Here is a 12,212-nt window from a genome sequence, read left to right as displayed (position 1 = left end):
TCTTCGTGTTTGAATTCAGCATTAAATGAGCGACGTAATCTTGTCAGTGAACACCTCAAGTCATGGTGGCGACTGTACCGACTAAAATGGTGTTCGGGATGATTAGGCCACTACACATGTATTTCAACTGAGCACAAGGAAGAGCGCGATTGGAACACCACAAAACTGACAAGGCACCGCCTGATTTAAATGAATTAAAAGAACAAATAGCGTTGGAGTACGGGCGAGCTCTCCTCCAGTTACAGCAGTTTGAATTGATGCTCAAAGCAGCCCTACCCACTCTAAAGGTGAGTGGGTTCTCCGATGAGTTAGCTCGTAACGTAGAACGTGACCGCCAGCTTCTAGGCGGAAAAACGCTGGGGCATTTGGTTGGTCAGTGGAGCCAAAGAACGACGTTGGAGAATGAGCAAGAAATTGATGATGACGCTCTAAACGGCCGAGCTTACTTCCGTGTCAGTTTTGGCCTAGAAGACGGGGAGTGGATGAATGAAAAGCTCAAACAGTTGGTCGAGTTACGAAATGAGCTGGTTCATCATTTTCTGTCACGTTTTGCATTGAACTCGGAGATTAGTTGCCAAGCTGCAATCAGCTATCTGTCTACAGCAGCCAGTACCATCAAGAGCAATAAGGATACGTTGATTTCCCTCCTGACTGCGTTTGAAGGTGGGAAGAAAGAACTTTTCGAGTTTATTAACTCACCAGTCGGAAAGAGTCTCTATTACTACGGCGTTATCCCTGGTGAACCGATCGACAATTGGGAAAACACAGCCATCGTCCAACAGATGAAATTTACAGAACACTCAATAGCTAAGGATGGCTGGGCCCAGTTAAATGAAGCCATCCGTAGTATCGGGCAAAGATGGCCAGATTTATCCCCCAAGCTGTACGGATGTCGTAGTTGGCGGGAGGTTATTCATCGTTCCCAGCTCTTCGAAGTAGACAAACGACTATCTCCCACTGGTCTGATGATGTGGTATCGCACCCGCCGGGCCTAAGAGAGTTTTGCTAATTTCTGCCGCTTGCACACTCAGAACAGGAGCGAAGTCGCTACACCACCTGCCACGGTCTTAATCAGATCAAAGGTCATGTCGAGCCCCTTGGTTGCAAAGGTCTCTTTGGTCTTGATCCAGACTGTATCGCTACAGATTGCATCTAAAAATTCGTGGCCTGTCCATGTAAGTCGAGTCGCCGTGAAATTTATAGGGCCACCGCCAAGAACTCGGCTCATTTTTCCTTCAACTAGTCCTGCTTCAATTAGCAGTTCCATGTGGTAGGAGATTGCATAAGCGACACTCACATCAGTAAGTTCGAAATCTCCAAGTGATAAGTAATGGTCTGTGCTAGGCAGACTCTCTAATTTTGTGAGTACATCTCTCACGGTGTCCCAATTCCTTTTCATTCTTCATCTCCGGCGTAAGTTGAAACGGATGTGTCTTTCCCTGAATTCGCCAACAAACTCATTTTCATAATCGTTTCTTTTATTTCTAGTTTTATCTTTTCTACATACTCTGAAATTATTAAGTGATCACGCCAATCTAATTCGATAGCCCAACGTTCACGCTGTGACGGTTGGCAGTAGATGGTCCCTTCAATATCTGACTTGATTTTGTGTATCGGAGCACACAGCAGCATTGAGTGATGTTCATCAGTAAAATACATGACTCCTTTCTGCTCTGATACGTTCAACTTAATACGGCTGTGCTTTACAGTCACTTTATAATTAGGCTGCATCTACAAAGGCTCCTGCTTCAAATTAACAAAGCCTATGTTACTAAGAATCAAGGAAAAATCCATGGGGCGGGGTGGAAATTTATGAAGTGATAAGGAGCTCTCATTCTGGTATAATAAGCTCAACTCCAGGCGCAAAGTAAAATAGTTGCGCTACGTGGCGTGACTTCTCAAATAAAATTATAATTGTGGCGCTGACAACAAAGTGAGATTATTATTAAATAATGCTATCAAATCATCACAAAATGAGAGTAAGAAAATAGGAATGTGCAAAAACGCTATTTTCACTATAACCGCAGTATGTCACCACACCTATGTCCGCCCTCGGTTAATTCTGGAAAAAATCTGAACGCCCTCTTCAGTGATTAAGCGCCCGCTATTTCCCCCCGTACTCCTTCAATTCTCCAGCCAGCCGGTCGCCCTGAAGTTCTCTTTCTGGGACCGTCTGAACGCTTGTCTGCACCTCTTTTTGTCCCTGCCCCAAGTTATCCCCTTGCTAACACATAGGCGATCCCTTGCGGCCTCCTGTCGTGTGTCTCTACCTTTTATTAGTCCCTTTTGGGTATAGATCCGCCAGCATGTCGCTCATGCGCCGACGCTGCACAGCGATGGCGGGGCCAGGGAAGCCATAGTGCGACGTCACCGCCAGCTGTTTCTGTCCCGCTTTCCCGAACTTGGGGAGCTGGCCTTCGCCCACAGCTGGTCCGGGCTCATCAGCGTGAGCCGCAATGGGGCGCCGCTGTGGGGCCAGTTCGGAGCAGATCTCTACGCTGCGTTGGGATGCAACGGGGCCCGGATCAGCAAGCAAACCATGGCGGGCAAGGCACTGGCCGATCTGGTGTGCGGGGTGGAGAGCCCCTGGGGCGAGCAGATGCGCGCTCTGGGCACGGCAAACTATCTCCCGCCACGGCCCTTTCTGGATCTGGGGGTGCAGGGTTATCTCTGGAAAGAGCGGCTGCTGGGGGCGGGGGAATACTAGCACCTGGCCACCATAAAGGCGTGTTATCGCGGGGCCTGTGCCTGGGTTGATCGGGCGCAGGCCCCGCGATGTTTTCACTCAAGGGGGGCGACGGGGACCTGCCGCTTGAAGGGGGTGGCGTTGTTGGCCTTGCGGTGTTCCGAGACCAGGATCAGCAGGCGCTGCAGGGCGATGAAGCTAAACAGCAGCAGGCCTATGATGATCTTGGTCCACCAGGAGCTGAGGGTGCCGTCGAAGTTGATGTAGGTCTGGATCAACCCCTGGATCAATACCCCGAACAGGGAGCCGAATACTGTGCCCACCCCGCCGCTCAGCAGGGTGCCGCCGATCACCACGGCGGCGATGGCATCGAGCTCCACCCCGACGGCGGCGAGCGGATAGCCCGCCGAGGTGTAGAGCGCGAATACGATGCCCGCCAGGGTCGCCAGGGTGGTGGAGAGCAGGTAGATGCGGATGGTGATGTGGCGCACCGAGATCCCCATCAGGGCCGCCGAGGTGGCGTTGCCGCCGATGGCGTAGACGTTGTTGCCAAAGCGGGTGCGGTTGGCGAGCAGGATGCCAAGCACCACCACCGCCAGCATGATGAGGGCCAGCAGGCTCAGGCGACCGCCCCCCGGCACCTTCCACGACAGGCTCGACAGGTAGGTGAAGCTGGGGTGATCGATGGGCAGGGACTGCTCCGAGATGAGGAAACTGGCCCCTCGCAGGAAGAACATGCCCGCCAGGGTGATGATGAAGGCGGGGATCTTCAGGGTGTCGATGAGCCAGCCCATCAGGGCGCCGAAGCCGGCCCCGAGCACCAGCACCAGGGGGATGGCCAGCAGTGGACTGACCCCCAGATCCCCGATGAGTTTGGCCAGCAGCACGCCGGTGAAGGCGATGACGGCCCCCACCGACAGATCTATGCCCCCAGAGAGGATGACGAAGGTCATGCCGACCGCCACTATGCCCAGAAACGCATTGTCCGTCAGTATGTTGCAGATGATGCGGGTGGACATGAAGGCGGGGAAGGAGGCCAGGCAGAGCAGATAGCCCAGCACGAAGACCATGATGGTCACCATCAGGGGGAGGTTGCGTTTAAACATGGCGAGTCCCTCGCTGGAACAGGTGGTTGAGGGCCGGCGACTGCATGACCAGCACCGCCAGCACCACCATGGCCTTGACGATCTGGTTCCACTGGGGCTGGTAGCCGGAGAGCAGGATCCCTGTGTTCACCCCCTGGATGATCAGTATGCCGATCAGGGAGAGCGCCAGGTTGAAGCGCCCCCCCATCAGGGAGGTGCCCCCTATCACCACCGCCAGGATGGCGTCCATCTCCAGCCAGAGCCCGGCGTTGTTGGCATCGGCACCGCGGATGTCGGCGGCGACTATCATGCCGGCGACGGCGGCCATGAGGCCGCTCAGCAGGTAGGTGGCGATCACCACCATGGGGGTGTTGAGCCCGGCGTTCTTGGCGGCCTTGATGTTGATCCCCACCGCTTCGATGAAGAGGCCGAGGGCGGTGCGCTTGGTCAGCAGCCAGAGCAGCAGCGCCATGCCCAGGGTGATGATGACGGGGGTGGGCAGATAGAAGAGGGAGCCGCTGCCGATCCAGGCGAGGGCCTCGTTGTTGAAGGTGATGATCTGCCCCTCTGTGATGAGCTGGGCTATGCCCCGGCCCGCCACCATGAGGATCAGGGTGGCGACTATGGGCTGGATCTTGAACACCGCCACCAGCAAGCCGTTCCACAGGCCGCACAGCAAGCCTACCCCAAGCACTGAGGCGACGATGACCGGCAGGCTGTGGCCGCCGGTGGCCAGACTGGCCATGGTGGCTCCGCTGATGGCCATCACGGCCCCCACCGACAGATCGATGCCGCCGGTGGCGATCACCAGCGTCATGCCGAGGGAGAGCAGGGCCACAGGGGCACAGCGGTTGAGTATGTCGATGAGGCTGCCAAACAGCCGACCATCCTGGACATGGATGGCGAAGAAGTTGTCGGCGACCAGGGCGTTGATGAGCAGTACGCAGAGCAGGGCTGTGCATTGGGCCGTGCCCGTGGGCAGGGCTCTGCGGGGGCGCGCCGGCCCGCCAGGAAGGGGGAGGGTGGATGACGTCATATCAGGCCTCGCATGCAATGGCGTTCATGATGGCAGGGACGCTGAGGGCGTCCGTCGCAAGTTCTGCCACCTGTTTTCTGTCGCGCAGGACTATTACCCGATCGGCATAGCCCACCAGCTCTTCGAGCTCAGAGGAGATGACCAGCAGGGCCAGCCCGTTGGCGCAGAGGGATTCGATGAGGCGGATGATCTCGGCATGGGCCCCCACGTCTATGCCCCGGGTGGGTTCGTCCAGGATCAGGAATTGCGGCTTGGTCAGCAGCCAGCGGGCCAGCAACACCTTCTGCTGGTTTCCCCCTGACAGAAACTGGATGGGCTGCTCCGGCCCCGGGGTCTTGATGGCCAGCTGCTCGATGAGGCGGGCGGTGATCTCGTCCTGCTCCTTGCGGGGCAAGGGGCGCAGCCAGCCCCGCTGGGCTTGCAGGGCCAGCATCATGTTTTCGCGCACCGAGGCCGAGGCGATGATGCCGGCGCTCTTGCGATCCTCCGGGCAGAAGCCAAAGCCATTGGCGGCCGCCTGGCGTGCACTGCGAATGGTCACCGGCTTGCCCCGCACCCGGCACTCGCCACTGTCTCTTGGCACTATGCCGAACATCAGCTCGGCGGTCTCGGTGCGACCCGAGCCGAGCAGGCCGGCCAGACCCACTATCTCCCCGGGCATGACGTCGAGACTGAAGGGGGCTATGACCCCGCGCTTGCCATAACCCCTGAACGACACCGTGGGCTGGTTGCTGCGCAGTGTCTTGCCGGCCCGCTTGAGGGCGTTTTCGTCAAGCTCGTGCCCCAGCATCATCTTGACCAGATCCAGTTGCGGCAGCGCGGCCGTGTCGCGGGTGCCGACCAGCTCGCCGTTGCGCAGCACAGTGATGCGATCGCTGATGGCGTAGACCTGATCGAGAAAATGGGTGATGAAGATGAGGCTCACCCCCTGATCTCGCAGGTTCCCCATGAGGGAGAAGAGCATCTGCACCTCGCTGGCATCCAGGCTGGCGGTGGGTTCATCGAGGATGAGGATCTTGGCCGACAGTGAGATGGCCCTGGCGATGGCCACTATCTGTTGCATGGCGACCGAATAGTGGCCGAGGGGCAGGGAGACATCCATCTCGAAGCCGTATCCCGCCATGATGGCCTGGGCCTGCCGGGTCATGGCGGCTCTGTCGATGAAACCGAAGCGGCGGGGCTCGTGGCCGATGAAGAGGTTGTCTGCCACCGACATGTTGGGCAGCAGGTTGACCTCCTGATAGACGGTGCCAATCCCCAGACGCTGGGCATGGGCGGTGTCCGTGGGGGAGATGGGGACGCCATCGAGTTCGATGCGCCCGCCGTCGGGCTGATAGACGCCGGTGAGGGTCTTGACCAGGGTGGACTTGCCGGCGCCGTTCTCGCCGAGCAGCGCCATGATCTCCCCCCTTCGCAGGGAAAAGTCCACCTGATGCAGGGCACGCACCCCGGGAAAGGTCTTGCAGATCCCGCGGGCGTTCAACAGGACATCCTGAGTGTTTTCTGACATGAATAGGGGCTCTCCGATATAACACGCCATATCGCAACCCAGCCGATATGGCGTCTTATTCAACTGGCTGGCTCAGCGGGCGAGCGGCATTAATAACCCATGTCTTTTTTCAGCTCGAGCTGAGCCTCTGCACTCTCAGGCTCGAACAGAATAGACTCCGTCTTGATATGTTTGGGGGGCAGGGCGCCATCCTTCTTATAGGCCAGCAGGGCATCGAAGGCTGGGCCCGCCATATTTGGCGTCAATTCCACCGAGGCATTGGCTTCGCCGGCCATCATCGCCTTGAAAATATCAGGCACCCCATCGATGGAGATGATCTTGATATCCGTGCCCGGTTTCAGCCCGGCTTCTTTAATTGCCTGGATGGCGCCTATGGCCATGTCGTCGTTGTGGGCGTAGACGGCGCAAATATTCTTGCCGTTATTTTCCGCCTTGATGAAGCTCTCCATCACCTCCTTGCCCTTGCTGCGGGTGAAGTCGCCGGACTGGGTGCGGATGATCTTGATGGTGGGCACGGCCGCGACGGTGTCGAGGAAGCCCTTCTTGCGATCCAGCGCCACGCTGGCCCCCACTGTGCCTTGCAATTCAACCACATTGCAGGCCTTGCCATCCTGCTGCTTGATGAGCCACTGGGCCGCCACTGCCCCTTCGTGGACGCTGTCTGCGGCGACCCCGGTCATGAAGAGGCCGTCATCTTTTACCGTGATGTTGCGATCCAGCAGGAACACCGGGATCTCGGCCTCTTTCGCCTCCTGCAATACCGGATCCCAGCCGGTCTGCACCACGGGGGCAATAAAGATGGCATCTACCCCCTGGGCAATGAAGGAGCGGATGGCCTTGATCTGGTTCTCCTGTTTTTGCTGGGCATCGGCAATTTTCAGGGTGATGCCGCGTTTCTGTGCTTCCGTCTTGGCGACCGAGGTTTCCGCTGCCCGCCAACCGGATTCAGATCCTATTTGAGAGAAGCCCACCGTCATCTCGGCAGAATATGCAGAGGCAGAGAGAATAAGGGTGCTGATAATGCCCGCCAGTTTCACTTTCTTATACATGTGACACTCCTTTGTGATGCATGGTGAAATAAACCGGAACGCGTCAGGTTTTTATTGTACGGGTCAAGGTTATAGGCTCTTGGGTTTAACGACGGGAGGTGGCTCACAGAAAATTTTCAGCAGCATGATGCTTCATACAAACAGCAGACAAGTTCATATATGGCGCCATTTTTATGCTTATTTACATGCATATTTATTCCGGAAGCCATGGTGTCCGGCTCGTCATGGAAGGGGCTGTCATTCTCTTGTGGGGTAGACCGCCCCGGGGGAATGAAGTGCCGCCAGGCGAGGGAAGGCGATCCCGGTCGGTCGGAGCCTAAAATGGGATTCGTTCAGGGTTGAAATTACGCAGCACGCCCCCTACACTGCCCGCCCCAAACAGCCTGGTAGAGAGGAGGATAGAAGATGAGAAGAGTCATTCTCACACCCTTGCTGGCTCTTGCCATGAACGGATGCGGGGGTGGAGAGGGCGGGAAAGACGATGCCATTCCCCCCACGATAACAACGTATTTCGAGGCATCCACCCAGAGCACCCAGGGTGGGCAGTTGAGCCCGGCCAGCCTGCGCCTGAGCGCCGGTGAGCAGGGCAGTTTCACCGTAGCACCCGACGCCGGTTATGTGTTGGCGCAGATTGCGGGTTGTGAGGGGACGCTGGACGGCCACACCTATACCACGGGCCCCATGCGCGGCGATTGCCAGGTCTCGGCGAGCTTCACTCAGGAGACGGCCCCCGTCTATTTCGAGGCCACCACCCAGAGCAGCCAGGGTGGGCGGCTGAGCCCGGCCAGCCTGCGCCTGAGCGCCGGTGAGCGGGGGCGTTTCACCCTAGCGCCCGACGCCGGCTTCGTGCTGGAGCACATAGAGGGCTGTGACGGCACCCTGCAGGGTCACGACTACATCACAGGCCCCATGGGCGCCGATTGTCAGGTGTCGGCTCGCTTCATCAAGCATGCCGCCCATGCCATTGCCCGTGAGGATCACGCCCTCGCCAGCGACGTGGAGCTGATCGCCCATGCCCGTGGCGCCATCGCCGACAGCGAGGCGCGTCGCACCGAATTGGTCCGCACCCTCTATCAGGGTCTGGGGGCCATCAGCTGGAACCCGAGCCACGACTCCATCACCTTCTCCAGCTTCCAGCCCGAAAACACAGTGACCCTGCTTCCCTCCAACATCAATGGCAAGGGGGAGAGCGAGATCCGTGGCCTGGTGATGGTCTCCGAGCAAGATGACTATCGCCGGGCAGCCATGGGGGCGAACCTGTTTGCGGTGGATCGCACGCCCCAGAGCGAGGCACTGCTCAAGGGTCTGATCGGCTGGCTGACCCGGGGGAGGGATAGTGATGACGATGGTCTTCGCATCCTGACCGCCCAGGTGCCGAGTCGCGCCGACAGCTGGTATTTCCCCCATAACGAGGGGATCCGGGACTGGCTCAAGGCCATGTATCCGGACGCGCACAGCATCAACCAGGCCGATGAGTGCGATTATCAGGCCCTCGGCGCCTGCATCGACCGCATGGCGCCGGATCTTATCGTGATAAGCGACCTCGATCGCCAGGGGCTGGGATACCAGGGCATAGCCCAGGCCATCGCCAAGGCGAAGGCCGCCGGGATCCCGCTGCTGCTATCCAACTACCGGCGAGAGGCGAGCCCCTTGCTGGCGCCCCTCTATCTGGAGATGGGGCTGGTGACCTGGGGCAACTACTGGTCGAAGCTCAAGGTCAGCAATCTGGCGGCGAGCACCATCATGGCGCCAGATCCCCAGCTGATGGCGGTCGATACGCTGCTGAGCAACCTTAAGGAGGGGGAATTCAGCACCCAATGGCTGGATGCCTGCAGCGGCAACTTCCTCAACTGCGGCGGTGTCGATGAGTTCAATCTGCAGTTCAAGAATGGCGCCGACTGGCTCAGGAATGCCGCCATCACCCTGGACAAGGCGGGGATCAGCCCCTTCGCCCGCGACGGCTTGGCACTGTTGCCGGCCAGCCTGCTGCTGGCCGACAAATACCGCGCCGCCATCGATTACCCCATCGCCTGGGACGAGCATCAGGCCTGGCAGCGGGCGATGTTTGCCGACTGGCTGGTGAGCTATGCCCGTGTTCGCAACCTGGCCCAGCCGGATCTGGGGGAGTATGTCGTCGATCGCAGCCAGGTGTTCAAGGGAGATCTGGCCCATTACGCCTATCCCGCCGTCATCAGCGACAGCCGCCGCATCTCGGTGCCCTATTCCGGGCAGTGGACCTCGACGGGCTGGTATGCCCTGCCGGGGCAGCGTATCACCCTGAGTCGCACGGATACTGCGGATGTTTCCGCTACCATTCGACTCAATTACCACAGACCCAACACCAACAGGGCCTATGAGCAGAAGGTCTATCGGGCGCCGCTGGAGTTGGCCAGCGGGCGGCTTCCTCTGAACAAGGGCGGCAGCGTCAGCTTCACCTCGCCCTATGGGGGCCCTGTCTATCTCTATCTGGAGGGGGGAGACGGGGCGCTGCAAGTGGAGCTGACCGCCACCGGCGTGACCCGCCATCCAGCCATCCTGGACTTCAGTGATGAGCAGCAGATCCGGGACTTCAACGAGCGGCTGGAGCAGACCGAGCTGCCCCATGTCGATCTCAGAGCCGATGGCGCCGAGCAGCATCTGCGGCGGGATCGCTTCACCGGGGCCATCGGGGGGGCCATTGCCGACACCGATGCCCTGCTGGAGAGCATTTCCCGGGATCATATCAACAGCGTCTATACCCTGGCGGGCTTCAAGATCCAGGGCAAGCGCCTGGAGGAGTCGCTGCCTGACGAGGTCCGGCGCGCCTGTGTCGCGCTGCTGGGGGATCTGTGTCTCGACGAATCACTGCATACCCGCACTATCATCCAGCATGCCAACTACGACCAGAATGCCCATTGCGGGGTCGGCTGCAGCGGCAACCCCTGGGACTCTTCCGGCAGCATCAGCCCGACCGGTTGGCTGGACAATCACGAGCTGGGGCACAACCTGCAAACCCAGCGCCTGAATGTGCATTATGCCGCCGCCAGCGATGCCGACAACTGGCGCGGCTATGGCAGCCGGGCCGGGGAGAACTCCAACAACATCTTCCCCTATGTGGTGAAGTGGCAGGCCCACTATCTGCGCGACGGCAACCAGGCGCCCATCAAAGATGGTCACATGAACCACAAGGATCTGTTCTACGCCTTCATGTCCGACGCGGCCGGGGTGAAGGATAAGAGCGGCAATCGGGTGGTGCTGGGGGCCAGCTGCAAGGTGCTGGATGCGGGTGAGAGTCGCTACGAGGCGCCCTGGCAGAGCAATGCCTATGCGGTCCACAACGGCTATCGCATGGCATTTTATATCCAGATGGCGCTGCGCGCCCACGGCATGAGGCTGGCGGATGGCACCCGCCTGAGCAACGGCTTCAATATCTTCACCCTGCTCTACCAGCATTCACGGATCTTCGGCGCCGTTGCCGACAACGAGAGCGACTGGAATGCCAACAGGGACAGGCTCGGCTTTGGCCTCTTCCCCTTCCAGGGGCATGGGGTCTATGGCGGCAAGCAGGTGAGAGACATACCGGGCAACGACTTCATGCTGGTCGCCCTCGGCAGGCTCACCGGCCTGGACTGGCGTAGCCACTTCGATCTGCTGGGTCTGCGCTACTCGACGCTTGCCGCCGCTCAGGTGCAGGCGAACCAGCCCTCGGGCGTCCTGCCCATGGGGATGTACGTGCTGGAGGACGATCTCCCGCCCGCCAACATGAGCGAGGGGCTGACATTCCTGCCCCTCTCAAGTACGGATGGCAGCACCCTCTGGCCTCGCGACCAGGGATCGCCGGCCAGCTGTCCTATTCCCTAATAAAGAAAAAACGCCCTCAGGGGCGTTTTTTCTTGGTCAGCGCAGGCTTGTCGAAGCAGGCGGGCGGTACTCGCGTTGAGCCTCGTAGCCCTGCGGGGTGACTCACTCCTGCAGCAGGCCGAGAAAGGCCTTCATGGCGGGGGTGACGCTGTGCTTGCGGGTGATGAAGGCGATGGTGCCGGCGCTCGCATCGCTCAAGGAGTGGCAGGGCAGCTTGAAGAGCTGATGGGCGGTGGCGGCGATGCCGGCACTGACCACGGCGCAGCCGAGGCCGTGGCTCACCCCGTTGGCCAGGTGGAACAGGGAGTCTGTCTCCAGCACTACCCGCAGGCTGAGCTGCTGGCGGGCGGCGGCCTCGTCGAGGTAGCGACGAAACTGCATGGTGGCGCTCGGCAGTATCAGGGGGAGATCCTGCAAGTCCGCCAGCCTCAGGGGCTGGCTCGGGGAGAGGTGCGGGGGCAGGGGCCCCAGCAGCGCCATGGGGTTGGGGTGACGCAACTGGACGTCGAGGGCGCGGCGCTGATGTTCGGTGAGCAGCTCGTCAAAGCCGAGGCCGATGTCGGTCTGGTGCAGATCCAGCTGCTCGAGCAGGGTGCCGTGGGTCATCACCGACAGGCGCAGGCTGACCTTGGGGAAGGCGTCGTTGAAGCGCTTGAGCAGCGGCATGATGTCGATGCTCGACTGGGGCACCATGCCGATGCGCAGGACCCCCGAGAGCGCGCCGCCAAACAGGCTCAGCTCCTGGCGCATGGCGTCCTGCTCCAGCAGCATGCGCTCGGCGTGGCGCAGCACCACTTCCCCCGCCTGGGTCAGCGCCACGAACTGGCTGTTGCGCACCACCAGCTCGGTGCCGAGGGATTTTTCCAGCGCCGTGATGCTGGCGGACAGGGTCGGCTGGGTGATGAAGCAGGCCTTGGCCGCCTTGGCGAAGTGGCGGTGCTGGGCCAGCTCGTAGAAATAGTGCAATTGCTTGATGTTCATCGAAGAGGAAGCGCCTGGCGTGGAG

10 protein-coding genes are annotated in these 12,212 nt (G+C 59.7%); 3 read left to right on the top strand and 7 right to left on the bottom strand.

Features of this window, described 5'->3' with window-relative positions; genetic code table 11:
- Positions 1-149: 149 nt before the first annotated feature.
- Positions 150-995 carry an OST-HTH/LOTUS domain-containing protein gene (locus G4923_RS16490; RefSeq protein ID WP_163137719.1) on the top strand — a complete coding sequence of 282 codons (846 nt, stop codon included), beginning with the start codon at positions 150-152 and terminating at the stop codon, positions 993-995.
- Between the two features lie 32 nt (positions 996-1,027).
- Here G4923_RS16490 and G4923_RS16485 read toward each other — a convergent pair whose 3' ends face one another.
- Together G4923_RS16485 and G4923_RS16480 are read right to left on the bottom strand one after the other, a co-directional pair.
- Positions 1,028-1,399 carry a DUF2513 domain-containing protein gene (locus G4923_RS16485; RefSeq protein ID WP_163137718.1) on the bottom strand — a complete coding sequence of 124 codons (372 nt, stop codon included), beginning with the start codon at positions 1,397-1,399 and terminating at the stop codon, positions 1,028-1,030.
- The gene (locus G4923_RS16480; RefSeq protein ID WP_163137717.1) at positions 1,396-1,731 is read right to left on the bottom strand and encodes a hypothetical protein; all 336 of its coding nucleotides are present in this window, start codon (positions 1,729-1,731) and stop codon (positions 1,396-1,398) included. Before G4923_RS16480 ends, G4923_RS16485 begins: the two co-directional genes overlap by 4 nt.
- Before the next feature lie 628 nt (positions 1,732-2,359).
- On the opposite strand from G4923_RS16480, the gene G4923_RS16475 reads away from it, so the two are divergent.
- Entirely contained in the window at positions 2,360-2,707 is a 348-nt protein-coding gene (locus tag G4923_RS16475) for an FAD-binding oxidoreductase/lyase (protein ID WP_163137716.1), read from the top strand.
- A 74-nt stretch (positions 2,708-2,781) separates the two neighbouring features.
- Here the strand turns inward: G4923_RS16475 and yjfF are convergent, their stop codons facing one another.
- From yjfF to ytfQ, 4 genes are all read right to left on the bottom strand, one after another.
- Positions 2,782-3,792 carry a galactofuranose ABC transporter, permease protein YjfF gene (gene yjfF / locus G4923_RS16470; protein ID WP_163137715.1) on the bottom strand — a complete coding sequence of 337 codons (1,011 nt, stop codon included), beginning with the start codon at positions 3,790-3,792 and terminating at the stop codon, positions 2,782-2,784.
- The gene (ytfT, locus tag G4923_RS16465) at positions 3,785-4,807 is read right to left on the bottom strand and encodes a galactofuranose ABC transporter, ATP-binding protein YtfT (RefSeq protein WP_163137714.1); all 1,023 of its coding nucleotides are present in this window, start codon (positions 4,805-4,807) and stop codon (positions 3,785-3,787) included. Before ytfT ends, yjfF begins: the two co-directional genes overlap by 8 nt.
- A gap of 1 nt (position 4,808) precedes the next feature.
- The gene (ytfR, locus tag G4923_RS16460) at positions 4,809-6,317 is read right to left on the bottom strand and encodes a galactofuranose ABC transporter, ATP-binding protein YtfR (RefSeq protein WP_163137713.1); all 1,509 of its coding nucleotides are present in this window, start codon (positions 6,315-6,317) and stop codon (positions 4,809-4,811) included.
- An 89-nt stretch (positions 6,318-6,406) separates the two neighbouring features.
- The gene (gene ytfQ / locus G4923_RS16455; protein ID WP_163137712.1) at positions 6,407-7,366 is read right to left on the bottom strand and encodes a galactofuranose ABC transporter, galactofuranose-binding protein YtfQ; all 960 of its coding nucleotides are present in this window, start codon (positions 7,364-7,366) and stop codon (positions 6,407-6,409) included.
- Between the two features lie 405 nt (positions 7,367-7,771).
- Between ytfQ and G4923_RS16450 the strand changes: the two genes are divergently transcribed.
- Positions 7,772-11,206, top strand: a complete 3,435-nt coding sequence (locus tag G4923_RS16450) for an ImpA family metalloprotease (RefSeq protein WP_205597021.1) — start codon at positions 7,772-7,774, stop codon at positions 11,204-11,206.
- A 102-nt stretch (positions 11,207-11,308) separates the two neighbouring features.
- Here G4923_RS16450 and G4923_RS16445 read toward each other — a convergent pair whose 3' ends face one another.
- Positions 11,309-12,187 carry a LysR family transcriptional regulator gene (locus tag G4923_RS16445; RefSeq protein WP_163137711.1) on the bottom strand — a complete coding sequence of 293 codons (879 nt, stop codon included), beginning with the start codon at positions 12,185-12,187 and terminating at the stop codon, positions 11,309-11,311.
- Between the last annotated feature and the right edge of the window lie 25 nt (positions 12,188-12,212).

The sequence above is a fragment of the Aeromonas rivipollensis genome, assembly GCF_010974825.1.
GTDB lineage: Bacteria > Pseudomonadota > Gammaproteobacteria > Enterobacterales > Aeromonadaceae > Aeromonas > Aeromonas rivipollensis.
Note: the sequence above shows the minus strand (reverse complement) of the source record. Positions and strands in the feature narration are given on the sequence as shown.

Excerpts from the sequence above, each read along its gene's own strand:
- G4923_RS16485 (WP_163137718.1), bottom strand. The coding sequence starts at position 1,399 with ATGAAAAGGAATTGGGACACCGTGAGAGATGTACTCACAAAATTAGAG.
- G4923_RS16480 (WP_163137717.1), bottom strand. The coding sequence starts at position 1,731 with ATGCAGCCTAATTATAAAGTGACTGTAAAGCACAGCCGTATTAAGTTG.
- yjfF (WP_163137715.1), bottom strand. The coding sequence starts at position 3,792 with ATGTTTAAACGCAACCTCCCCCTGATGGTGACCATCATGGTCTTCGTG.
- ytfT (WP_163137714.1), bottom strand. The coding sequence starts at position 4,807 with ATGACGTCATCCACCCTCCCCCTTCCTGGCGGGCCGGCGCGCCCCCGC.
- ytfR (WP_163137713.1), bottom strand. The coding sequence starts at position 6,317 with ATGTCAGAAAACACTCAGGATGTCCTGTTGAACGCCCGCGGGATCTGC.
- ytfQ (WP_163137712.1), bottom strand. The coding sequence starts at position 7,366 with ATGTATAAGAAAGTGAAACTGGCGGGCATTATCAGCACCCTTATTCTC.
- G4923_RS16450 (WP_205597021.1), top strand. The coding sequence starts at position 7,772 with ATGAGAAGAGTCATTCTCACACCCTTGCTGGCTCTTGCCATGAACGGA.
- G4923_RS16445 (WP_163137711.1), bottom strand. The coding sequence starts at position 12,187 with ATGAACATCAAGCAATTGCACTATTTCTACGAGCTGGCCCAGCACCGC.